The following is a 23348-nucleotide window of genomic DNA, read 5'->3' on the forward strand; positions in this document are numbered from 1 at the left end:
TGCCGCGCGACCGGAGGGGCTGCGGGGTCCTGTGAGGCGCTCAGGAAGGCGTACAGCAGCTAGAACGGAGCTGCTGCGGCCTGCTGGGCAATCTGCTGTGGGCCATGCGCCGATGGGGCGCGTGGCCCTGGCGGCCAGGGCGGCGGCCTCGGCCTCCCGCCGCCGGTCGGCCTTCCACGCCGCCATCCTGCGGCGCACCTCGCTGTCCAGAGCGGTGCCCACAAGGCCCTCGGCAACCAGCCGGCTGCGGATCCGCTGCTCCTCAGCAGCAACCCGGCCCCGGCCAGCAGCCCTGACGAAGCCTTCCGCGGCGCGGGGCTCCGGGAGCTCTGCAACGGCGGCCAACTCGGGGTACTCGGCGGCCAGCTGCTCGCGCAGACGGGCCGTCTCCTCGGCTTCGGCGGCCCGCGCGGCACACATCCGGTCCCGGCGACGGAGCGGGTCCCTGAGCGCTACGCGCTCAGGACCGAACGCCCTCGCTGCGCTCGGGCGAGGCCCTTCGGGCCCGGCTCTTCGCTTCGGACTGGCTCTGCCTCCGCTGCGCTCCACCAGAGCGTGCCTGCTCCGCGCAGACTCCCGTGCTCCGCGCGGGAGGGTTTCACGGGGTCCGGGCCTGCAGCCTGTTTGGGGGTGTCCGCTTCGCTCCCACCCCCGGTTGTTCCGGCTCCGCCTCCGGGTCGTCCTGGAGGCGGAGCCGAGGCGGTTCAGATGCTCTAAATAAACTGGCCGTCGTTCACAGAGCTACCGGCTGTATTGGTGTGGGACGCGTCGGAGCCCGTGTGCTGGTCGACCTCGGGCCTGTTCAAGATCTTGTTTGTGGCGCTGTTCGTGAAGATGTTGCTGAAGACGCCATCATTGTTGACGCCGTCTGCCGATGCCGGGGCCACCCCGGTGACCACAACTGCGACTGAAACCGCTGCGAGGACGCAAGCACGCTTGATATCGATCATGCTCCGATAACGTCGGCACCCCTCATACGGACACGAGCGTTCCCATATCCGATCAACTGATCAGCTCGCCAAAGAGACACGCCCTAGCTTGATCTTTAACCTGTGCGGCGTGGTCGAGGGGTCGTCGACTTCTTGTTCCGGGACGTGACGGTGCCCGTCTTGCGGGGCGTGTGGACGTCGTGGCGTGGGGTGGGCCGGGTGTTCTTTCGGCCGGGTGGTCGTCCGGGGCCGGGGCGGGTGGGTTTCGGTGCCCGAGCCGGGCAGGCGGCTGTCGGGCGGATGTGCCGAAAATCGCGGCGGACACGGGCGGGCGTCAGTCTGTCCGCGGGAACGGGCCTTTCCCAGGGACGGCGCCGGTCGGCCGCCAGCGGCCGGGCCAGTCGCAGTTGGGTGTAGGCGGCGAGGATCAGCCAGGTCCAGCGGTCGGCCGCCTCGGGGGTGCGGATCTTCGGGCAGGTCCAGCCGAGGGTCTGTTTGAACAGGCGGAAGGTGTGCTCGATGTCGAAGCGCCGCAGGTACGCCTGCCAGAGCCGGTTGGTGTCGGCGGCGTCCGCGTCGGTGCCGGACCACCACAGCCAGACCGGCTTCGGGGTGGCTCCGCTGGGCAGGTGCTTGATGTCCAGGCGGATCACGGTTCCCTCGACGATCGGGAGGGTCCCGTCGGCCGCGGCCCAGGACGAGCGGTGGGTGAGCTTGGGGTGGAGCCGGTCCCAGGAGCGGGCGAGGGCGGTGCCGTAGAGGCGAGTGTCGGTGACCGTGTGAGTGTCCGGGGTGCCCCAGGTGTCGGGGTGTCCGAAGACGAACTCGCCGCCGTGCCGGGCCGGCCGGCCCCTGGTGTGAGGCTCCCGCGGCGGGGCCGGCCGCCGCAGGACACGGTCCGACCGCATCCGGGCCAGCACCTCCACCGGCAGATCCCGCAGCAGGAAGGCGAGGCGGGGCGCGTCGTATCCGGCATCCGCGACGATGAGGATGCCCGGGTCGCCGGTCTGCCACTGACCTGCGGCGATCAGCCGCTCGACCAGGTCGCGCAGCTGCCGGGCGGTGACGGTGGCGGTGTCGTCCCCAGGCGCCAGACGCAACGCGTCCAGCGGTGCGGCCCACGAACTGCGGCCGGGTTCCAGCGCGCAGACGATCGAGTAGGGCCAGCCGGGAACGGGGATGTGCTGATCCTTGCCCCGGCCGTAGGTGTGACACAGGATCCGCTGTGGTGAGGTGTGGGCGTCCGGCCGCAGCCAGCAGGTGACGTCGACGGCCAAGACCAGCCGGCCGTCAGCGGCTCGTGGCAGCGGCACCGAGGCCAGGGCTTGTCGCATCCGCTCGGCGTCGACCCGGCCCTGGGCGAGCGCGGCGTAGAGCCCTCCGTGCCCGCGGCGGTGTTCGCCCACCAGCGACAGCTCGGCCAGCGATTTCACCGGCCCGTCACCGCACAGAACCGCGTCCGCCAGCTCGAACAGGGCATCCGAACGTGCGGTGAGACAGGAGTAGAACTCGCCCCGGAAGCGTGACAGTTCGGCCAGCGGCTCTCGCCGGGCATCGTGATGCAGCAGACTCATCCTCACGGCCTTCGTGCTGGACGTGTGTGTTCCTTGGTCGGAGCACATGTTCAGACGAAGGCCGCTTCCGTGTACGGCGGTTACCGAACCGAGTGATCAAGTACGACGCACCGTTCGAGGAACAGCTTCTACCGGCGGCGCAGAGACCCGGGCCCGCAACGAGTAGACCAGTCGCCAGCTGGCCAGAGCCGCTCTCCGCTGGCCCGCACGACGACAAGCCTGTCGCCTTCGAAAGCAATTCGATCGCCGGTGTCCAGGAAGAGCGGGCTCGCCAGCTCGAAGGCATACCCGTCGTCAGTCTCGAGGTCCTTCACCAGTACCAACCGCGAGGTCGGCGTGGCTCCGTCAGCTACCAGGCGCATGCCGAAATGATCCCACGCAGCTTCACGTCGTCTCGACCCTATTCAGCAGCTGGCCAACGCCACAGTTAAAGATCAAGTTAGGGGCGGGCGTCCATGCGGTGGATGAGCCGGCCGTCGGGGCCGAAGACGTCGATGAAGTAGCCCTTCTTGAAGGACGCCCCCTCCTTCGCAATCAGGTGGGCGGTGACCGAGGTGTTCTGCCGGCGGAAGATCGCCTCCTCCTGATCCGCGTTGCGGGTCCGGATGACCACCCGGGGCACGCCTTCCGGCCCCTCCTCGATCTGGATCCCGTACACGTCCGGGTCCCCGCCGCCCGCCCGGTAGCGCTCGGCCAGGGCCGCGGCGTCCCGGGGAGCGGCCGTAGCCGTGGACGTCGGGCCGGGCATGACCTGCTTCCGGGGCTCCTCCGTGCAGGCCACCAGCAGAGCGGCTCCCGCCACCGCCGTCAGTGCCGTGCGGGCGCCCCGTCGCAATGTGTGCCCCATCGCCAACTCCCCTGATCGGTAAGGAATCCGACGACCCTACGCGAGGCCCGCCGCGCCACGGAGGCCGGTCGGCCCTTTCGCAACAGCCTTTAGACGGCAACCGGCTCCGGGTGCAGGGCGATGCCCGTAGCCGTGTGAACGCTCCTGGTCATCGCTTCCAGCGCCTCGCGGAATCCGATCGCGGTCGCCCCGGCCTGCGCGGTGAGGGTGAGAGTGCGGTGGGTCGAGCAGTGGATGCTCGTTGCGACCTTCGTGCCGGGCCGGTAGCCGCAGGCCTCCAGGAGCCAGCCCGCGCTGGTCCGCCAGGTGTGTGTTGGTGTGCGGTAGATGGGTGCGCCCTGGCTGCGCAGGGCGCGGGCCTGGTCGTCGGTGACGGTGCGGTTGAGGAAGCAGGAGCCGGCCTGGCGGTGGTCGTGCCCGCTGTCCGGGAGGAGTAGTCCCCGCGTGGCGCGGTCGTGGAGGACGGCGGAGGCGGCTTCGGCGAGCGGGGGCTGGCTATCCAGCGGAGTGCGGAGTGCTGTGGCGAGGTGCTGGTAGGTGACAGGGGCCGCCGCGGCAGAGGGGGTCAGGTGGAGGGTGAGGGAGAGGATCGTCCAACGGCCGGGTTGCTGCTTGAACCGGCTGGTGCGGTAGCCGAACCGGCACTCGGCGGCGGGGATGCGGGCGGTGCGGCCGGTGGTCCAGTCGTGGGCGGTGACAGTGGCGAGCCGGTCTCCGATTTCCTGCCCGTACGCTCCGGCGTTCTGCACCGGGGCGGCGCCCGCGGTGCCGGGGATCCCTCCGAGGTACTCGATGCCGGAGAGGCCGTCGGCGACGGTGTGGGCGACGAGGTCGGTGAGCGGGTGGCCGGCGGCGACGGTGACCTCGACCTGGCCGTCGGCGCGGTGGCGGGTGCGGATGCCGCGGGTGGTCACGTGGATGACGGGCCGGGTGGTGCCGTGGTCGGCTGCGAGGGTGTTGCTGCCGCCGCCGAGGGTGAACGGCCGCTCGGCATGTGCGGCGGCGGCGCGGGCGAGGTCGGGCCAGTCGGGGTCGTGGCTGTGGGTGAGCCAGAGCGGCGCTGGGCCGCCCAGGCGCAGCGTGGTGTGGTTGGACAGCGGGTGCTGTCCCATGGCGGGCCTCCCCGGGGGTCAGGTGGCGGTGATGGTCTTGAGGGCGAGGGCCCGAAGGGGAGCGATGCTGCGGCGGGCTTCGCCGTGGTACACGGCATTGGTCAGGATGGCCAGGTAGCGGCCGGCGGCGGGGTTGAGGTAGAGGCTGGTGCCGGTGAAGCCGTGGTGGTAGGCGATGTTGCCGGGGGCGCAGATCCAGGACAGGCCTCGGTCGAGTCCGGTCTCGATCGGCGCGAAGGGGAGCATGGAGGCGCGGAGCCAGCCGTGGAGGTTACTGGCGGGGTCGATGAGGTACTCGGCGTAGCGGGCGAGGTCGCGGGCGGTGGAGAAGACTCCGGCGTGGCCGGCGACGCCGCCGAGGAGGGCGGCGTTGTCGTCGTGCGCCTGGCCCCAGATCCGGGGGGCGCCGGGGATCCGCTGCTCGGTGGGGGCGACCTGCGGGGTACGGGCGACGGGCCCGTACGTGGTGGCGCTCATGCCGAGGTCGTCCCACAGGGTGCGGGCGAGTTCGTCGAGCGGGCGGCCGTGGGCGTGGGCGAGGGCCAGGCCGAGGAGGATGTAGCCGCGGTTGATGTACCGGTGGGTGCCGGGCTCGTCTTCGAGGGGTTCGCGGCACAGGAGTTCGTGCAGCGGCCGGTCGGTGCCGCGGTAGTGGTCCAGGCGGGTGGAGGCCTTCAGCCCGGCGGTGTGGGTGAGGAGCTGCTCGATCGTGGCCTCCCCGCTGGGAACCGGGCCCTCGATCGCGGGCAGGTAGTCGCGCACCGGGGCGGTCCGGGAGAGGACCTCCGCGTCGAAGGCCTGGCAGGCGAGCGGCCAGGTGGCGACGACCTTCGTGAGGGACGCGATGTCGTAAACCGTATCCGGGCCGGGAGCGGTGTCACCGAGTTCGTCGGCGATGCGGCCGGCCTTGAGGAAGCGCGGGGGCTCGCCGAGGGTGCCCAGGGCGATGGTGCCGCCGGGGGTGGTGCCGTCGGCGACGGCCTGGTCGAGGGCTTCGGCGAGGCGGGCGATGTCGGCGGACGTGAACGGAACGAGTTGCGTCATCGGCGGGCCTCCGCGGCGGTGGTGGTGATGTCGGCACCCAGCGCGGCCAGGTTGGGCGGCAGGCGGCTGTAGCCGCGCGCGAAGTGGTACATGCCGCCGATAGTAGAGGTGCCGTCGGCCGCGAGGGCGGCAATCAGCAGGGCGGTGACCGCCCGGATGTCCGCCGCCTGTACGTCGGCCGCGCGCAGGCGGGCCGGGCCGTGGATGCGGATGTCCTGCCTGTCGGTGGTGATGTCGGCGCCGAAGGCGCGCAGGGTCCGACGTGGGTGTCGCGCTGGGGGTAGACGGCTTCGAAGACGTGGCTGGTGCCGGTCGCCTGGGTGAGCAGGGCGGCGAGCTGGGGGGCGGTGTCGGTGGGCAGGCCGGGGTGCGGGCCGGTGCGGGCCCGCACCGGCCCGCAGCCCGTCGGGCCCGGCGGCGGCCCGGATGCCTTCGGGGAGAGCGGTGAGGATCAGCCCCGCGTTGGCGAGGACCTGGCGCTGGGCTTCGGGGAGTTCGGGCAGGGTGATGCCGTCGAGGTCGATGGCGCCGCCGGTCACCGCCGTCGCCATGATCATGGTCGCGGCCTCAATCCGGTCGCCGGCGACCGTGAACTGGCTGCCCTCGCTCCGGTCGGCGCCGTGGACGTGGAGGCCTTCGTCGTCCCAGGCCGCCCCGACACCGCGGCCGGTGAGGAAGCGGAGGGTTTCGGTGACCTCCGGCTCGATGCTCGGGCTCGTGATCAGAGACTCCCCCGGGACCCGGGCGGCCAGGAGCAGGGCGCTGACCGTGGCGCCGAGGGAGGGCCCGTACGGAGTGGAGACGTCCACGCGGAACGGGCGCAGTGTCCGGCCGACGGGGAGGGCGGCCTGGATAGAGCGGCCGTGCTCGTCGACGCTGACCGTGGCGCCGGCGGCTTCCATGGCGGCGAGGTGGCGGTCGATCAGGCGGGGGCAGAAGGCGTCTCCGCCGGGGACGGGGAAGGTGACGGATCCGGCGCGGGCAAGGACGGCGGCGGCCAGGACCGCGGTGGTGCGGACCTTCGCGCCGAGGTCGTGGTGAATGACGGGCCGCAGACGCGGGGTGGGGACGACGTGGAAGGTGCCGTCACCGGGGGCGTGGGTGTGGGTGCCGGTGTGGGTGAGGATCTGCGCGCAGACGCCGGTGTCGAGAATTGCGGGCGCCTGGTGCAGGACGAGTTCGGTGTCGGCCAGGAGGGCGGCGGCGTAGAGGTGGAGGGCGATGTTCTTGCTGCCCTGCACGCGGATCCGGCCCGTGAGGGGGCGGCCGCCGGTGACCTGGAGGAGCTGCCGGTCGGCGGCCTGCGCGGTCAGTGCCGCGGTGGTGGTGATCATGGAAGTCACCGGACCCGGGAGCCGGCGGGCATGAAGCCGCCGAGCTGGGTGCGCGGGTAGATGACGGTGCCGGGGCCGATCAGCGTCCCGGGGCACAGGACGGTGCCCGCGCACAGGGTGACGCCGTCGCCGATGACCGCGCCGAACTTCGTCTGCCCGGTGTTGTACCTGCGTCCGCCGAGGGTGACGCTGATCTCCTTGAGCGCGGGCTCGGTGACGGGGCGGTCGCCGGTGAGGAGGGCCGTGGTGGAGGAGAAGGCGCCGATGTTCACGTCGGAGCCGACGATGGAGTCGCCGATGAAGCAGGCGTGCTTGGCGAACACCCCGGCGCCGAGGAGGCTGCGGGTGATCTCGGCGCCGAACCCGACCTGGGTGCGTGGGCCGACGACGACGTGGTCGCGGACGTACGCCCCGGCGGCGATGACCGCGCCCTCGCAGACTAGGACCGGGCCCACGACCCGGGCGCCGTCCTCCATGCGGGCGCCGGCCTGGACGATGACGGTGCCGGTGACGTGCGCGCTGTCCTCGATCACACCGCTGCCGGCCAGGCCGTGCCGGTCCGGGTGGGCGAGGTCGGCGGTCAGGGTCGGCTTGATGTCGAAGACGGTGGCGCAGCGGCCCAGCAGGCCGGATATGTACGCGCCGAGCTGGTCGTGGCGCAGGTAGTAGGCGGGGGCGAGCTCGTCGGCGACGGTCTCGAATCCCGGGGCGGGGGTGAGCAGGGCGGGGCTCATGGCGGCTCCTGTGCCAGACGGCCGGTGGGATGGGTCCAGGAAACCGCCGCTGTCCTAGTGTCCTGCGCCAGTAGTTGATCGTTAGTTGTTGTGTGATTTCTACTGCTGGTGCGATTGTTCCTCGCGGGGCCTGCCGGTGGCCCGGGGCCGTGTCGGAGCCGCCCCCGGGCCCACCAGGCCCGCACCGGGGCGAAATCCGGCCATCCCGGGACGCGCCCGGGCACTCGTTCCGCACCGCCGTATTCGTGGCGGTGGTTGCCTTCACGGTCTGGGCCACCCTGACCCGCCCGGGGGCCAGCCCACCGAGCGGCATCTCACCGCCGCTGGAGGGCTGGTAGTCCCGGGGGGTGACTACTCCACGACGAGCGCGACCTGCAGCGCGGCCGAGGTCTTGGTAGCCGTCACGTTGACGCTCGCCTTGACGGCCTGGACACCCACCGGGGAGCTCTGCACCTCGTATCCAGCGGATTCGAGGGCGGTGGCGTAGGCGGCGAGCGCGGAGGTCGTGTCCGAGATGGTGTAGGAGAGGACGTAGGCGCCGGTGGTGCCGGTGACCGAGGTCAGCTCGCCCTGGGGCAGGGGGAGGTCTGCGGGGAGGTCCGCGGGCTTCTGCTTGCCGTTGACCACGATGCTCGGCGTGGCGCTGGGGGTGGGCTTCGCGCTGCTGCCCGCCACAGGGCTGCTAGCCGCAGCGGACGGGGAACCCCCCTTGCCCTCCGAGGTGTCGGAGTTCGTCTGGGAGCAGGCGGTGAGGCCGAATCCGGCGATGATCACGGCGGCGAGCAGACCTGCGGGGTGTTTCGTGGGCATGGTGACGGCCAATCTCATGAAGGGTTTACGAGCGAAGTGAGATTGACATATGAAAAGTGACTTTGACGAGCGAAATCCGGCTCTTCGGCGGCGAGTTCACGGACCACACGCTCCCCGAGGCCGCAGCCCGGGGAGCTGCGGCCTCGTTACCTGTCACCTCAGGAACGCTTCTGCATCCGCCAGTGCTAGCCCAGTGCCTAGCGTCCTGCGCCGGAGATCCGTCAGCAGACGCGGGCGAGGGAGTCGAGGATCTCCTGGGCTGTCTTGGTCCAGATGAAGGACTTGGGGGTCTTCGTTCCAGTTCTTGACCCACTTGCGGATGTCGGCTTCAAGGGTCTGGACGTTCTTGTGTGCGCCACGGCGGATCATCTGGTCGGCCAGGAAGCCGAACCACCGCTCGACCTGGTTGATCCAGGAGGAGCCGGTCGGGGTGAAATGCAGCTGGAACCGTGGGTGCTTGCCCAGCCACGTCCTGACCGCGGGCGTTTTGTGGGTGCCGTAGTTGTCCACGATCAGGTGGACTGGAGGTGCGCGGGAACCTCCTTGTCGATCCTGATCAGGAACTTCTTGAACTCCGCTGCCCGGTGTCGGCGGTGCAGGGCACTGATGACCTCGCCGGTGGCCACGTCGAACGCGGCGAACAGGGTGGTCACGGCATTGCGAACGTAGTCGTGGGTCCGGCGCTCGGGCATGCCGGGCAGCATCGGCAGGACCGGCTGGGACCGGTCCAGGGCCTGGATCTGGGACTTCTCGTCCATCGAGAGCACCACCGCGCCCTCGGGCGGGTTGAAGTACAGGCCGACGACGTCGTAGACCTTCTCCACGAAGAACGGGTCCGTCGACAGCTTGAACGTGTCCGTCAGATGTGGCTTGAGTTGGAACTTCCGCCAGATACGGCCGACGGTGGACTTCGACAGTCCGCTGCGGTCCGCCATCGACTTGCGCGACCAGTGGGTGGCGTTCTTCGGGAGTTCCTCCAGTGTCGTGACCACGACCGACTCCACCTGGTCAACGCTGATGGTGGGCGGCCGGCCCGGTCGGGGCTCGTCGACCAGCCCGTCCAGCCGGTCGGCCAGGAACCGTCGCCGCCACTTGCGGACCGTGTCCGCGGTCACCCGCAGATCTCGGGCGACCGCGACGATCGGCGGCACCTCCGGCCCCGCGCACGCCAGCACAATCCGTGCGCGCAGGGCCAGGGCCTGGGCCGACGTCGCCCGACGCGTCCACCGCTCCAACACCGCCCGCTCATCACCGGACGGCAGCAACGGCTCCAGTTTCGGGCCCCGACGAGGAACAGACGCACCAGCAGCAGAAGTCACATAACAACTAACGATCAACTACTGGCGCAGGACACTAGGACTGGGCAGGCTCACAAGGGGGGCTCACGACTCACAAACCGGCAACGGCCCGTGTGCTGCGGACCTACCCTGCTGCTCCAGATACGGGCACGCTCCGCCGTGGCCGGGTCTTCGCAAAGGAGGTGCCCGTGACGGCTCCGAGCACACGCCGGGCCAAGCCGCCCAACGTCGCCCTGGAGCACCTGCTGACGTCCAGCGGCATGAGCCATCACGCGCTGGCGCGGCGGGTCAACGAACTCGCCGGGCAGGCGGGGCTGCACGTGGCCTACACCCATACGAGTGTCGTGAACTGGACCCGTCGCGGCATGGCCCCCAAGTCGCCGGTGCCCGAGTTCATCGCGCGGGCGCTGGGCGAACGGCTCGGCCGGCCAGTCGACATCGCCGAGATCGGCATGCACGCGGTGCGGGAGAACACGGCGGAACTCGGGTTGGATTTCCCGCGGGAGACAGCCGAAGCCGTTCGGCACGCCGTTCACTTCTGGAGCACCGTGGAACACCTGGACCGCCGCGCCTTCCTGAACAAGGCCTTCGCCGTCGGCGCGTACGCCACCCCCGTCACACGCTGGCTCGGCGTGCCAGCCGACCCCGGCGCCGGACACCACGGCAGCGGGCGGGTTGGACGCGAGGATCTGGCGGAGCTGTGGCAGGCGGCCGACGAAGCCCAGCGCTGGGATTCGAAGTACGGCGGCGGGACCTGGCGGGCCTCCTCGGTCACCCGCTGCTCCACGGCTCCTACACCGACGACGTCGGCCGGGGTCTGTTCGCGGTCACCGCCGAACTCGCCCGCGTTGCCGGGTGGAGCGCAGTCGACACCGGGCACCACGACATCGCGCAGCGGCACTTCGTCCAGGCACTGCGGATGGCCAAGGCCGGAGGAGCCGTGGACATCGGCTGTCACGTCATGGCCAACATGGCGCTCCAGGCGCTGCTGCGCGGCTACCACGAGGAAGCCATCGACTTGGTCCAGGGCGCCTACGACCGCGCCCGCGGGCGGGCCGGCCACCGGGTCCTGGGCTTCGCCAAGCTCATCGAGGCCCGCGCGCACGCCAAGGCGAACGACGCACGGGCGGCGTCCGCCGCTCTCGCCGTCTCCGAGCGCTGCCTGGAGAAGGCCGAGCACGATGCCGATGAGCCGGCCTGGATCCGGTACTTCACCCACACCCGCCTGTCCTCCGACGCCGTCGAAGTCCACCGCGACCTACGCAACCCCGCCGCGGCCTGGCGGTGGAACGCGCAAGCCGACGCAATGAACCCAGACAGCTTCGCCCGCTCGGTCGGCCTGCGCCTCACGGTCCTGGCCACCACCCACCTACAGCAGCACGACCTCGACCAAGGCCTCGCCGTCGGGCACCGCGCCATCGACATCCTCGGCCGCGTCGCCTCCGCCCGCGCCCGCGACTACGTCGCCGACATCACCACCAGCATCGCCCCCTGGCACCGGGAGCGACTGGTGGCCGAGTTCCTCCACCGGGCCGTACGGAACTGGCCCTCGTCTCGTGAACGCGCGTGTCGTGTTGCCCGGTGCACGGTCAGCGGTGTGAGATTCGGAGCACCGGTCTCCAGGAGGCCGTGCCCTGGCGCCCACCCGACCTTGCGGGCGCCCTCGCCAGGGGCAGAAGCGGGCTCCGTCCACACCGATAGCGTTCTCCAGCCCGCGATCCTGCCGCGAGCCGGTGTCGGGACGCCCGTGGTCGAGGTCCGCATGGGTATCACCGCGCTCCGGCGTGACGCCGAGCTGCTGGCGCTCTACACCGGTCTCCCCTACCAGAGCGCGCTCGGCATCGCCGGGACTGCGCCTCGGTGTCAGCCCCTGATCCCGGCACCGGAACCCCGGCAAGAGCGCCTTGAACGGTGGTTTCTGCGGCGTCTGGCCTGGCCGTCGTGTGATCCCGTCTACCCGTGGGGCATCAAGTGGGTTCACCCCACACCGGACCGTCTGACCGTACGGTTCGAGGGGGATGGCATGGCCAGGGAGCTGGCTCGTGCACTGCCACCGCGGGCAGACCCGACCGGCGAGTTGTACGGCATCCCCGGCGCACGGTTCTCGCCTGCCTCCTCCGAGGGGATCACGATGATCTGGCTGGGCACACCGGCCCGCATTCTCCTGGCCGGGATCTCCCCGGCGGCCTGGAAGGCCGCGCTGAAGGCGGAGGAAGAGGAGGCCCGGCAGTGCGGGCTGGTGTCGTGCTACCGGGTGTCGCCGACCTCGTGGACGGAGCACGAGCGGGACTACGTCGGCGGCAACGGGCCGGCCCTCGTGCCGCGCGCCGTTCGGACCGCGTCGACGGCGTGGCTGGGCAGCGGTCTCCTTCGACGCGTCGGGCTGTGGCGCACTCCGGGCGTCCCGCTGTCGACGACGTCGTGGGTCAACCACGCCCGATCCGGGGAGCAGTGGATCGTCGACCACATCCACGAGCCCACGGCATCCACCGTGCGCCATGACGCCTTCGTCCGGCTGCTGACCGCCCCCGAGTGGGGCTGCCACTGAGCTTGCCGTTTATGGTCCGCCGTCGAACGGGGCTCGAACCTGTTCGGAGTTTTCCCAGTTCACCAGATGCGTGAGGAGCCGTGGGCCGATCCTGTCCTGAGCGACGACGCAGCACCGGGGCCGGGATTTGGTCGAGCACGAGGTTCAGCGAGACGCGTTGACGGTGGTGACGGAGTTCCGGTCGGAGTTGTACGCGTGCCTGACCGCGCGGAGCGACGCCCTGCTGTGCACGGACGGTCCGGTCCGCACCCTCGTGGATCTGGCGCTCGCTCCCGAGCATCGTCGGGGGCACGGGGCCTTGCACTCCGGGATCAACCACGGTCGGATCGACGTCGCCTGGCTGCGGCGGGCACTGACCGGTGTCCCGCTTCCCCGAGCCGGCGATGGTCGGCTGGTGCTGGCGGTGGACGTCTCGCCGTGGTTGCGGCCGGACGCCGACACCTCCTCGGACCGCTCCTTCTGCCATACCTTCGGCCGGGGTCTGGGCAAGCACGAGATGGTGCCCGGCTGGCCGTACTCGATCGTCGCCGCGCTGGAGAGGGGCCGGACATCGTGGACCGCGCTGCTGGACGCGATCCGGCTGGAGCCGGGCGCCGCCTTGGCCGCGGTCACCGCCGACCAAGTCCGTGACGTCGTCCAACGTCTCGTGGACGCCTGCCAGTGGCGCGACGGGGACCCGAAGGTCCTGGTCGTGCTGGACGCCGGCTACGACGCGCCCCGCATCGGCCACCTCCTTGCCGACCTGCCCGTGGAAGTTCTGGGCCGGCTCTGCTCGGACCGCGTGATGCGCAAGCCCGTTCCGGTGCCGTGGATCTGCCCGCCGCAGGGCGGTCGTCCGCCCAAGCACGGCGGTGAATTCGTCTTCGGTGACCCGGTCACGTGGGGCGAGGTCACCGCGGTGACCGTCACCAACACGTCCCGGCACTGAACAGCGACGGCGCAGGCATGGGACCGGCTCCACCCCCGGCTGACCCGGAGGGCGGCCTGGGGTGATCACGAAGGCTCCCTCCGGTCATCGAGGGCACTGTGATCCGGTTGACGGTCGAGAAGCTGCCCAGCGACGGGGTGAACAAGCCCGTCTGGCTGTGGTGGTCCGGCACTGGTCCCACCACGCAGGACGTCGACCGGTGTTGGCAGTCCTTCCTGAGGCGCTTCGACGTGGAGCACACCTTCCGACTGCTCAAGCAGACGCTCGGCTGGACCCGGCCCAAGCTGCGGGACTCGCAGGCCGCCGACCGCTGGACATGGCTTGTCCTGGCCGCGCACGCTCAGCTCCGCCTCGCCCGACCCCTCGCGCGCGATCTCCGCCGCCCGTGGGAGAGGCCGACGGAACCGAACAGACTCACCCCCGCCCGGGTCCGCCGGGGGTTCAGGAACCTCCGAGCGAAGACCGGCACGCCAGCTGGTGCGCCAAAACCCACCCGCCCCGACCCCGGGAGGCCCGCCCGGCTCAAAGAATCGGCGGCCCGCTACCCGCTACGACGTCGGACGCGTCCTCGTCACCGGCGAGGCGTATGCCCGGCCCGCCCACCACAGCGTCGGCACCAAACCCCGCAGAACAGGCTGACAAGCGGCATCGAGGATCAGCACACTGAGCGCATGCGATACGAGGAGACGGCGAAGCTCACCGCCGCGAGAGCCCTGGTCCCGGCAGCCATCCTCCTCACCTCACCAGTGCTGCTGATAGCCGGAGCACCCCTCCGCCGCCGATACCTCCGCTACGTCTACCGGGAGGAAGCCCCAGCGATCCTGGACAAGGAGCAAGGCCGAATCAGCGTCCACTGGTTCGTGGTCATGAGCCCACTTCTTGGTTGGCTCTGCTGGCCCACAGAGGCGCTCGCCCAACTCATCTCGCGCCGAGGTTAAACGGCAAGCTGAGCTTGTTCTCTAACCTCGGACCTTCTTGTCAGTGCCTGGTTCTATCCTCCGCTGAACGTCGCGGATGGACTGGGAGTCAGGCTGTGCAGATCGCAGGGGTAGACCTGTATGTGAATCACCCGGTGATGGCGCTCGGTTCGACCGAGTGGATCCCCACCACGTTGGCCCTCGACGGCGCTCCTGCCGCTGCGTGCGACACGCACCTCATCGTTCGGGTGCGGGCCCAGGTTGCGCTGGTCAAGGTTCGAGTCTTTCAGGATCACGGTGACGCGGATGACCACGGAAGTGACAGAGAGCCTCTGACCACCGTGTTCGACGGGCATCTTCTGCTGAGCGACGGTCGGCTCGTAGTGGGGGATGTCGTTGGCGAGAGCCGATTCACCACTTCCCTGCTCGGGAAGCCAGGTAGGCGGCGGGTTCGGGTCTCGGTTGACGATCCGCAGGGGTGGGCTCGCGCGGTTGACGTCGTCATCAGCGCCGAGACAGTGTGACGGAGCCGTGTATCAGCTCGAATGATCTTCGAACTAGGTGGCTCACGTGTGGATTCGCCGGACGTGGGGGCGGCCTTCGTTTGATCCTGTGCTCCGACCAAGGTGCACGTGACCAAGACGAAGGCCGTGAGGGTGAGTCTGCTGCCTGATGCTGTTTGGAGGGAGGCGCTCGCGGAAGCGTCACGCTTCCGGGGCGAGTTCTACGAGTGTCTGACCGCGCGACGCGACGAGCTGTTCGAGCTGGTGGACGCGATGCTGTGTGCGGACGGGGCGGTGAAGACGCCGGTGGACCTGACGTTGCTGCCCGAGCATCGACGTGGCCACGGAGCGATGTACGGCGGCCTGAACCACGGCAGGATTGACGCCGACCAGCTGCGTATGGCGCTGGCCGGGCTGTCGCTGCCGCGGTTCGACGGCGGACGCCTGGTCCTGGCGGTCGATGTCTCGCCGTGGCTTCGTTCGGACGCGCCTTGTTCGACGGACCGGCTGTTCTGCCATGTCTACGGCCGTGCGAAGACGGCCTCGCAGTTCATCCCGGGCTGGCCCTACTCCTTCGTCGCTGTGCTGGAGCCGGGCGCCACGTCCTGGACCGCGATCCTGGATGCGGTGCGGCTGGGTCCAGTGGCCGACGCGACCGCCATCACGGCCGACCAACTGCGAGGTGTCGTCGAGCGGCTCATCACCGCTCGCCAGTGGAAGGCCGGGGACCCGGCCATCGTGATCGTCAGTGACGCGGGCTATGACGTCACTCGTCTGGCCTGGGTCCTGCGCGACCTACCGGTCGAGCTGGTCGGCCGGGTCCGCTCCGACCGCGTCATGCGCCTGCCGAAGCCACCGAGGATGCACGGCGTCAATGGCCGACCGCCTAACACGGCCCGGAATTCCGCTTCGCCAAACCGGAGACCTGGCCCGAGCCGGCCATCACCACGATCGCGGACACCACCGACTACGGCAAGGCCGAAACCCAGGCATGGGACCGGGTCCACCCCCGGCTCACCCACCGGTCCTCATGGCTGGACCACGAAGGCGAATTGCCCTTGGCTGAAGGGACGCTGATCCGCCTGAAGGTTGAGCACCTGTCGAAGGAACGGGATGCTCCGCCGGTGTGGTTATGGTCCTCCAAGACCGGCGCCACCGCGGATGACGTGGACCGCTTCTGGCAGGCGTTTCTCCGCCGTTTCGATCTGGAACACACCTTCCGCTTCGCGAAACAGACCCTCGGCTGGACCACCCCGAAACTCCGTACTCCTGACGCCGCGGACCGCTGGACTTGGCTCCTGATCGTCGCGCACACCCAGCTCCGGCTCGCCCGGCCCCTGGCCGCGGACCTCCGCAGGCCCTGGGAGAAGCCCACCACCTCCGGCCGGCTCACCCCGGCCCGGGTCCGCCGAGGGTTCAGGAACATCCGCGCTCATCTCGCCTGCCCGGCCCGTGTTCCCAAACCCCGCGGCGCCGGCCCCGGACGGCCACCCGGTGCCAAGAACAAACACCGGGCACCCCGCTACGACGTCGGCAAAACCGTCAAGCGCCCCGAGCCCCTCAAGGCCATCGGCAAGCCCGGAAGATCTTGGTAGATAAAGAACAAGCTGAGTACCTGTTCCTGAGCCATGCATGACAGAGAGGGCGTCGAGTGCGGGTCTGGCTGGGTATGGTCGGCATGTAGGTTCTGGCGATGGGTGAGGGGGCGGTGTGATCGGGCTTGGTGTGTTACTGGGGGCGGCGGTGTTGATGGTGGTGACCGTGCTGCGTCGAGGGAAGCGGCGGCGCACGGAGAATGTGGATGGCCTGCTCATTGAGCAGGCTCGAACGGCGCAGGCAAGAGCTGACCGGAGTTCTTACAGATCGGATGAGGCCTTGCTCGCCTCGATGCTGAGGGATAAGTACAAGCCCTAGCTGGCGGATCCCTCCGGGTCTGGTGCAGGTTCGGGTGACAGGTTTGGTCACGCGGCCTGGAGGGCCGGTGTGGTCATGACGGTCTCGTATTCGACGGGGTCAGCCGGCCGAGTGCGGCTTGTCTGCGGCGTCGGTGGTAGGTCCGCTCGATCCAGGTCATGATCGCGATCCGCAGTTCCTCTCGGGTGGCCCAGCTGCGGCGGTCGAGGACGTTCCTCTGTAGCAGGCTGAAGAAAGACTCCATGGCCGCGTTGTCGCCGGCTGCCCCGACTCTCCCTATCGTTCCGGCCATCCGGAGGCGGTCGAGCGCCCGGACGAACTTCCGGGACCGGAATTGCGATCCGCGGTCGCTGTGCAGGATGCATCCGTCGACGTGTTCGCGCCGGGCCACGGTGTTCTCGAGAGCGATCACGGCCAGGCGGGACTTCATCCGCGTGTCAATGGAGTAACCCACGATCCTGTTGCTGAAGACATCCTTGAACGCACAGAGGTACAGCTTGCCGCCGCCGGTGGCATGCTCGGTGATGTCGGCGAGCCACAGCCGGTTCGGGCCGCTCGCGTTGAAGTTGCGGCTCACGAGATCGTCGTAAACCGGCGGCCCGGCTTTCTTACCCCGGCCGCGTTTCTTGCCGGACACGCTCCACCAGCGGTCCTCCCGGCAGATCCGCCACGCAGTCCGGTCGGCCATGGTGCCCCCGGTGGTGCGGGCCTCATCGGCCAGGAAGCGGTAGCCGAACTCCGGGTCCTCGCGGTGAGCGTCGAAGAACGCATTCGCGCGATACGCCTCAGCGAGGACGGCGTCGGCCACCGGCTTGTCGAGCCAGCGGTAGTACGGCTGTCTGGCGAGCTTGAGCACCCGGCACGTCACCGTCACGGGCGCCCGTCCGCGGCCAGCTCCTTCACGAGCGGGCAGATCCCTTTCCCGGCAGATGCGCCTGCGACAGACAGGCCGCAGCCCGGCGCAAGACCTCGTTCTCCTGCTCCAGCAGCTTGGTCCGCCCACGTGCCTCCCGCAGCTCCACGCTCTCCTGGCTGGAGGTCCCGGCCCTGGCCCCGTCATCGATGTCCGCCCGGCGCATCCACTTCCACAACGTCATCCGGCGGACCCCCGAAGTCGGTGGCCACCTGCTCGACCGTCACACCCGGGCCGCGGTTCCCCGCCACCCGCACGACGCCCTGGCGGAACTCCTCCGGATAAGGCATGGGCACAGCGACATCCTTCCCACCCACCCCACAAGGCAAGCCAGATCAAATGTCACCCGATCATGCGGCAGACCCGAGGTCGGCGATGTGGCTGCGGACCATCTGGTAGGTGACGGGCGCGTTGTCGGCGACGAGTTCATTGCGGAGGCGGGTGACACTGGTGCATCCCTCGGCGAAGCGTCGCTCCAGGTAGGGCTTGTAGGGGTCCTCTGCTGGGCCGGGGGCGGTTCTCGCGGATGGTGTCCTGCCAGCGTGCGGCATTCGCGTACCGGAGCACGGTGTTGAGACCCCAGCCCAGGTGCCGGGCGTTCGCCCGGCGCGAATGGCCTTGGGTAAGGCATCTTGTGGACCAGGGCATGTGCGGCCTTCATGCGCTCGGCCCGCCGGCCGACGGGCTCCGAGTCGTCCTACGGCCGACCGGAAGCCAGTCGGAGGGCCTCCGGCAACATGCCGACGGGCGACAGGACCACGCAGGCAGTCGCGATGCGCGGCGACGCAGGTCTCCACGGCTCGGCCGAGGCCCTGCCACAGGTGGAACCGGTCGGCGACCTGCAGAGCGTTGGGGGCACCGCGGCGGGCGCCTTCGGCGTAGGTGCCGGCCCGGTCCCGGCAGATGATCTCCACGCCGGGATGACGGACCAGCCAGGCGGCCAGCAGCCCGGCTTCACGTGTCGGGAGCACATCGCGACCACGCGATGGTCTTCGACGCTGGTCAAGACGGTGGAGTAGATCTGACCGCGGCGGATCGCGCCTCGCCCAGGCCGTCGCGCGCGACGTCGAGGCGGCCAGGATGCAGACCGAGCTGGACGAGGTGATCTGATGCCGATCGCCGTCGACATCGACATCGACGTGATGCTGGCCAAGCGGAAGATGTCCGTGGGCGAACTCGCCGAACGCGTCGGGATCACTCCCGCCAACCTGGCGGTGCTCAAGAACGGCCGGGCCAAGGCGGTGCGCTTCGCGACGCTCGCGGCGCTCTGCGAGGTGCTGGAGTGCCAGCCGGGGGATCTGCTGCGCTGGGAGGCCGGCGGCGATGGTGAGGGCGCCGACGGCGGTACGTGAGCGCGGTCCGCCAATACGACCAGTAGAGTGACGGTGTGTCATGGCTGGGCCTGAAGGCCCGAGTCGAATGGATCACATCGAGAGAACAAGGTGCTCAGGTTGAAGAAATTCAAGGCTACGGTTGTCGCCATCGCCGCCATCGCAGGACTGGCCGTGGCCGTCACGCCGGCTCAGGCAGCCGATACCTGCAATGCGGGGGGCGGCGGCCTGTACATATGTGATTACGGCGTAACGAACCACGCGCTTCCGAACGGCCAGAAGGAACAGTTCCTGGTCGGCCTCGACTATGCGGTGTGGACGCGCTGGACCATCAGCAATCAGTGGACCGGATGGGTGTCCTTGGGCAAGCCCGATCCCCTCGGTTCTGCCCGCGCCACGAACGCTGTCAAGGTGGAGGATCAGCAGGTGGGGGGCGACTTCCGAACGACCATCTACCTCAACAACAGCAACGGCCCCGTCGTCAGCAGGACGCGCCTCGCCCTCGGGTCGGGCTGGACGCCTTGGGACTGGCCCAACTTCAACTGACCGAGTGTTCCGCCCCCGCCCGAGGCGGTGTCACGGACGCCAGCGGGGGGTCTCGTCGTCCGGGGTGTGCGGGCTCGCGAAGTGGAACGGGACCGAGAGGCGGGCGGCCAGGGCCCGGTCGGCCCTGTCGGCCACGGCCGCCGACGGGTTGAGCGGCCCGGGGTCCTCGTCGCCGAGGTAGCGCTCGGCCGCGCCCCAGTAGATGGTGGCCAGCGCCCAGTCGCCCGGGGGGCGGTAACGGCCAGCAGGTTCACGAACCAGTCGTGCACGGTGTCACCGTCCCAGACGGCCTCGATGGCCTCGACGCGGCCGGGGCCGTCCCAGGCCGAGGCGGCCAGGGACTCCGGGTCGAGAGGGCTGTCCGGGGTGCGGGCGACGGCGCCGCCGTGGTGGAGGTACCGGTCATTGACGACGAGCTGGGCGTCCATCAGCTCCAGGCCGACACCGCGGCCCGCTTCCAGACGGTCCGGACCGCCTGGACTCAATGGTGGCTGAAGGCGCAGATCAAGCTCTGACAGCTCGGCTCACAGAGCCACCGGGGAACGATGAGATGATCTTGGTGTGGCTGGTGTGATCACGGCGTCGGAGCGGTCCTGGATAGCCCCCTTCTCCGGGCTGAGCCCACGGCAGTTCGGCAAGCTGGTGACGGTTCTGCGGCGCGAGGGTACGGGCGCGATCCGCAGGGGCCGGCCATGGGGTCCTCCGCTGGAGGACCGGGCACTGCTGTCGGCGTACGGACTTTCCTGGCTCTGGCAAGAATTTCGTAGCCGGAGATCATCTCGGTGACACAGTCGGCCGGTCCGCGTAGCGGTGGCGGAGGTGGGCGATCAGGACGACGCGGTGGCGGAGGAGCGGGACGCGGCGCGTCCGGCCATTAGGCGTTTCTGCGCCTTGACGTCGGTGATGCGGCCTTCGTTGACGCCGGAGTTGTAAGGGGTGGTGATTCCCTGGGCGACAGCGTGTTGGTCTTTTCGGAGGGCTCCGGCGAGGCCGATGAGAGGGGCCAGACCGCTGCCTGCGAGGTCGTTCAACCAGCCCGGGAGGAGTGTCGCGTCGCGGTTGTCAAGCATGGCGGCGAACCGGCGGACCAGGTCGTGGGCCTGCCTGAGTTCAGGGCAGTGCTCCAAGAGCCGGGGCAGGCGGTCGTTGATGTGGAGGCTGCGTCGGTGCGGGTGAGTGTGATCCAGCGGGCTGCTTCACGCGGTGAGGGTGGCCCCTCGCGTGGCTCGTCCAGGGGCAGTCCTCGTCGGAGGGGGGCGACGGCCATTTTCACGCGCTGGTAGTGGCCGAGATAGCCCTTGATTGCCGAGGACATCAGGCAGTTCCGCGAAGTCCTCGCTCAGGTGCTCGGATACGGCCGTGCGGACGCAGTGCCCCGCCCGTGTAGGTATCTGACGTGTCATCTGTGCGGAATGCGCGACCGTCGGCAGCCCGCTACGCGGGCCGGCCTACTGTGTCACCGAGATGATCTCCGCCTACGAAATTCTTGCCAGAGCCACGTTCACGTGTACGCCGACACAGCCCAGCGGTGGGCGGCCCGCTACCGGGCTGGGGGCGAGGCCGGCATGGCCGACCACTCCTCCCGCCCGCACCACAGCCCCCGCCGCACAGCGACCCGCACCGAACACCGGATCATCAAGGTCCGCCTCCTGCGGCGGTGGGGGCCGGCCCGCATCGCCGGACTGCTGAACCTGCCCGCCTCCACCGTCCACCGGGTCCCGACCCGCCCGCCTGACCCATCTGGACCGCGCGACCGGGACCGCCATACGCCGCTACGAACGCGAGAAGCCCGGCGAACTCGTCCACGTCGACATCAAGAAACTCGGCAACATCCCCGACGGCGGGGGACACAAGGTGCTGGGCCGGTCGGCGGGCCGCAAGACCAAGTCCGGCGTCGGCTACGGCTACATCCACACCGCCGTCGACGACCACTCCCGCCTCGCCTACAGCGAGATCCACGCGGACGAGAAGAAGGAAACCGCCACCGCCTTCTGGACCCGGGCCCAGGCGTTCTTCACCTCATGCGGGATCACCGTCGAACGCGTGCTGACCGACAACGGCGCCTGCTACACGTCCCACGCCTGACGGGACCTCCTCGCAGCGGCCGGAATCACCCACAAACGCACCCGGCACTACCGGCCCCAGACCAACGGCAAGGTCGAACGGCGCAACCGCACCCTGCTGGACGAGTGGGCCTACGCCCGCCCCTACCGCTCAGAGCAGGCCCGACGCGACGCCTTCCCCGGCTGGCTGCACTCCTACAATCACCACCGCGGACACACCGCCCTCGCAGGCACACCACCCGCCAGCCGCGTCCCCAACCTCACTGGGCAATACACCTAGTCGAAGCCGACGGACAGCTGCCCGACATCGCCCCCGGCGTCCTCATGGACGGCGACGACATCGGACGCTGGGTCCAGCAGCAGAAGCAGCCGACCACCTGGGCACGGCTCCTGCCCGAGCAGAAGGCACGGCTGACCGCACTGGGCGTGCAGCCCGCTCAGGCGCCGCCTCCGGCCCCGGCGGCCGCTCGTGGAACGAAGGGGCCGAGCAAGGCGCAGCAGGCATTCCAGCGGGGCCTGACAGCCCTCACCCAGGGGATCGAACGGGCACCCGTAGCAGGCGCCACAAACTCACCGAGGAACAGCTGCACGCACTACGGGAGCTCGGCGTGGGGTGGGTCTGACCCCGCGCGGCCTGGTTCTCCAACCGAAGCCCCGTGGTTCCCGGGAATCGTGACGGTTTACCCGACAACGCAGCAGGCGCAATCATCGGGAGCCCCGGTGGATCTCCTCGAGCGCCGGGGACCGCCTCTTCAAGTGGTTCGGTGCCGCAGGCACCCCGGCAGCACGTGCGAGGATGAACGAGAGTTCCGCCCTGTCCGCTTTCGCAGAGGCCGCACATGAACAGCAAGTTCCTCCCCTTCCGACGCAAACGCGGGACCAAGGTCACCTACGAGGTAACCGGCACCGGCTCCTTCGAGGTGGCCTATGCCGTCGGTGACCCTCTCAAAGGAGAGGAGAAGCGGGTCAAGGCTGGCGTCGCGCCGTGGAAGCAGGACGTCGTGATGTCGGGCATCGACGCGATGCCCATGCTCACGATCATCACGTCCAACCCCGAGCATCCCGACGGCTGGCTCCAGTGCACGATCTCCATCGACGGAGAACTCGCGGTGGAGGGGGCGGTGTCCTCCCGCTCAGCCAGCGCCACCTTCACGGCCCTGCCCGGGGCAACGGGTTGACCCCAGCGGGCACAGACGCTGGACCTGGCGGCCCTCGCGCAGTGGGTGGAGCAGGAAGGCACGGGGCCTGAGGTCTCTCGCCTTCATGTCAGTGCATGACCTGCGCATCCCTCACCTGGCTTTTTACGCGTCGAAGAGCAGCGTTTTGACAGCAGTTCGGGAGTCGCCCTGGCCGTCGGCGCCGACCCGTTGTTCATGACGTCCGACGGCACCGCCCGGCGCCGGGACGTAAGGCCGGCGGTCCGGGCGTCCTCGGGAGCCGGGTCGCTGGGACAAAGCGCTGGCTACGGAGCGAGGTGACCGGTGCCGCGGCTCCGATGCCGTCTCGCGGCCCGCTGCCGTGTACTGCCTCCGGTTCTCGTGAACATCAATCTCCGGCCTCGGCCGGTGCCTCCCGAAGTCATGACGAACGGGCTTCACAACCCGTGAACATAGCCACTCACCCGATGACAGTGAACAGACCCTGCTCTCTCTCACTTCCGTGACTGCGAAGGGGAAAGCTGAAATCCTGCGGAGCTACCCCGGCACCGCCGGGTATGAGGACTTCGCGCGTCGCCGGGCAGGAGCCGATGCCGGACCGGACCACATGCGTCACCACCCGAACGCCGGCTGGGCTCTACATGCACTGGAAGATGCCTGCAGAGACAGGCGCCAAAGAGGAGCGCCTGGAACGCGTGTCCGCGATGGCCCGGAAGTACGCCGGGCATCGCTACGAGGGACGACGTCGCCCGAGCCCGCTCCGGCCGGCTCGCACCCGGACCGGCCACGGGGACCGCAGGTCCCGTGGTCCGGCAGTGGCCCGGCCGCGGGGCTGCCCCCCTGGCC

The 23348-nt window shown here is 69.6% G+C and carries 17 protein-coding genes and 8 pseudogenes; 12 read left to right on the plus strand and 13 right to left on the minus strand.

Annotation, left to right across the window (positions count from 1 at the left end; translation table 11 throughout):
- Positions 1–713: 713 nt before the first annotated feature.
- The 9 genes and pseudogenes from ACZ597_RS16870 to ACZ597_RS16910 all read right to left on the minus strand — a co-directional run bounded on the left by ACZ597_RS16870 (position 714) and on the right by ACZ597_RS16910 (position 9658).
- Positions 714–950 carry a hypothetical protein gene (locus ACZ597_RS16870; protein WP_471330190.1) on the minus strand — a complete coding sequence of 79 codons (237 nt, stop codon included), beginning with the start codon at positions 948–950 and terminating at the stop codon, positions 714–716.
- Positions 951–1045: 95 nt separating this feature from the next.
- Positions 1046–2503: an NF041680 family putative transposase gene (locus tag ACZ597_RS16875; RefSeq protein WP_471330192.1), complete on the minus strand. Its 1458-nt coding sequence runs from the start codon at positions 2501–2503 to the stop codon at positions 1046–1048.
- Positions 2504–2942: 439 nt separating this feature from the next.
- On the minus strand, positions 2943–3350 hold the full coding sequence (locus ACZ597_RS16880) for a hypothetical protein (protein ID WP_471330195.1): 408 nt from the start codon (positions 3348–3350) through the stop codon (positions 2943–2945).
- 89 nt (positions 3351–3439) lie between these two features.
- The gene (locus ACZ597_RS16885) at positions 3440–4462 is read right to left on the minus strand and encodes a UDP-N-acetylmuramate dehydrogenase (protein WP_471330198.1); all 1023 of its coding nucleotides are present in this window, start codon (positions 4460–4462) and stop codon (positions 3440–3442) included.
- A gap of 18 nt (positions 4463–4480) precedes the next feature.
- On the minus strand, positions 4481–5506 hold the full coding sequence (locus ACZ597_RS16890; protein ID WP_471330200.1) for a serine hydrolase domain-containing protein: 1026 nt from the start codon (positions 5504–5506) through the stop codon (positions 4481–4483).
- Positions 5503–6840: a hypothetical protein gene (locus ACZ597_RS16895; protein WP_471330203.1), complete on the minus strand. Its 1338-nt coding sequence runs from the start codon at positions 6838–6840 to the stop codon at positions 5503–5505. The genes ACZ597_RS16890 and ACZ597_RS16895 overlap by 4 nt, the downstream gene beginning before the upstream one ends.
- Positions 6841–6845: 5 nt before the next feature.
- The gene (locus ACZ597_RS16900) at positions 6846–7574 is read right to left on the minus strand and encodes an LbetaH domain-containing protein (protein ID WP_471330206.1); all 729 of its coding nucleotides are present in this window, start codon (positions 7572–7574) and stop codon (positions 6846–6848) included.
- A 351-nt stretch (positions 7575–7925) separates the two neighbouring features.
- Positions 7926–8384 carry a hypothetical protein gene (locus ACZ597_RS16905; protein WP_471330208.1) on the minus strand — a complete coding sequence of 153 codons (459 nt, stop codon included), beginning with the start codon at positions 8382–8384 and terminating at the stop codon, positions 7926–7928.
- 221 nt (positions 8385–8605) lie between these two features.
- Positions 8606–9658: pseudogene (locus ACZ597_RS16910) on the minus strand (IS630 family transposase).
- Positions 9659–10382: 724 nt separating this feature from the next.
- On the opposite strand from ACZ597_RS16910, the gene ACZ597_RS16915 reads away from it, so the two are divergent.
- The 5 genes and pseudogenes from ACZ597_RS16915 to ACZ597_RS16935 all read left to right on the plus strand — a co-directional run bounded on the left by ACZ597_RS16915 (position 10383) and on the right by ACZ597_RS16935 (position 16173).
- Complete coding sequence (locus ACZ597_RS16915) at positions 10383–12230, plus strand: hypothetical protein (protein WP_471330210.1); 1848 nt, start codon at positions 10383–10385, stop codon at positions 12228–12230.
- 127 nt (positions 12231–12357) lie between these two features.
- Positions 12358–13797: pseudogene (locus ACZ597_RS16920) on the plus strand (NF041680 family putative transposase).
- 32 nt (positions 13798–13829) lie between these two features.
- Positions 13830–14096, plus strand: coding sequence for a hypothetical protein (locus ACZ597_RS16925; RefSeq protein WP_471330212.1), 267 nt, complete (start codon positions 13830–13832; stop codon positions 14094–14096).
- 95 nt (positions 14097–14191) lie between these two features.
- Entirely contained in the window at positions 14192–14599 is a 408-nt protein-coding gene (locus tag ACZ597_RS16930; RefSeq protein ID WP_471330214.1) for a hypothetical protein, read from the plus strand.
- 132 nt (positions 14600–14731) lie between these two features.
- Positions 14732–16173 (plus strand): annotated as a pseudogene (locus ACZ597_RS16935) (NF041680 family putative transposase).
- 366 nt (positions 16174–16539) lie between these two features.
- On the opposite strand, the pseudogene ACZ597_RS16940 reads toward ACZ597_RS16935, so the two are convergent.
- The 3 genes and pseudogenes from ACZ597_RS16940 to ACZ597_RS16950 form a co-directional block, all read right to left on the minus strand.
- Positions 16540–17701 (minus strand): annotated as a pseudogene (locus ACZ597_RS16940) (IS3 family transposase).
- Between the two features lie 54 nt (positions 17702–17755).
- Complete coding sequence (locus ACZ597_RS16945) at positions 17756–17956, minus strand: hypothetical protein (protein WP_471331369.1); 201 nt, start codon at positions 17954–17956, stop codon at positions 17756–17758.
- A 282-nt stretch (positions 17957–18238) separates the two neighbouring features.
- Positions 18239–18376: pseudogene (locus ACZ597_RS16950) on the minus strand (hypothetical protein); the annotation flags it as partial.
- Positions 18377–18514: 138 nt separating this feature from the next.
- Between ACZ597_RS16950 and ACZ597_RS16955 the strand changes: the two are divergent.
- The 4 genes and pseudogenes from ACZ597_RS16955 to ACZ597_RS16970 all read left to right on the plus strand — a co-directional run.
- The gene (locus tag ACZ597_RS16955; RefSeq protein ID WP_471330216.1) at positions 18515–18757 is read left to right on the plus strand and encodes a helix-turn-helix domain-containing protein; all 243 of its coding nucleotides are present in this window, start codon (positions 18515–18517) and stop codon (positions 18755–18757) included.
- 99 nt (positions 18758–18856) lie between these two features.
- Complete coding sequence (locus ACZ597_RS16960) at positions 18857–19282, plus strand: hypothetical protein (protein ID WP_471330218.1); 426 nt, start codon at positions 18857–18859, stop codon at positions 19280–19282.
- Between the two features lie 386 nt (positions 19283–19668).
- Positions 19669–19797, plus strand: coding sequence for a hypothetical protein (locus tag ACZ597_RS16965; protein ID WP_471330219.1), 129 nt, complete (start codon positions 19669–19671; stop codon positions 19795–19797).
- A 46-nt stretch (positions 19798–19843) separates the two neighbouring features.
- Positions 19844–20014 (plus strand): annotated as a pseudogene (locus ACZ597_RS16970) (IS5/IS1182 family transposase); the annotation flags it as partial.
- A 95-nt stretch (positions 20015–20109) separates the two neighbouring features.
- Here ACZ597_RS16970 and ACZ597_RS16975 read toward each other — a convergent pair.
- Positions 20110–20352: a hypothetical protein gene (locus tag ACZ597_RS16975; protein ID WP_471330220.1), complete on the minus strand. Its 243-nt coding sequence runs from the start codon at positions 20350–20352 to the stop codon at positions 20110–20112.
- A gap of 342 nt (positions 20353–20694) precedes the next feature.
- Between ACZ597_RS16975 and ACZ597_RS16980 the strand changes: the two are divergent.
- The 3 genes and pseudogenes from ACZ597_RS16980 (at position 20695) to ACZ597_RS16990 (ending at position 22523) form a co-directional block, all read left to right on the plus strand.
- Positions 20695–21625: pseudogene (locus ACZ597_RS16980) on the plus strand (IS481 family transposase).
- Positions 21601–21968, plus strand: a pseudogene (locus ACZ597_RS16985) (helicase associated domain-containing protein); the annotation flags it as partial. The pseudogenes ACZ597_RS16980 and ACZ597_RS16985, both read left to right, overlap by 25 nt.
- Positions 21969–22184: 216 nt before the next feature.
- Positions 22185–22523, plus strand: a complete 339-nt coding sequence (locus tag ACZ597_RS16990) for a hypothetical protein (RefSeq protein WP_471330222.1) — start codon at positions 22185–22187, stop codon at positions 22521–22523.
- Positions 22524–23348: the final 825 nt, after the last annotated feature.

This window comes from Streptomyces sp. NPDC040718 (assembly GCF_055593565.1).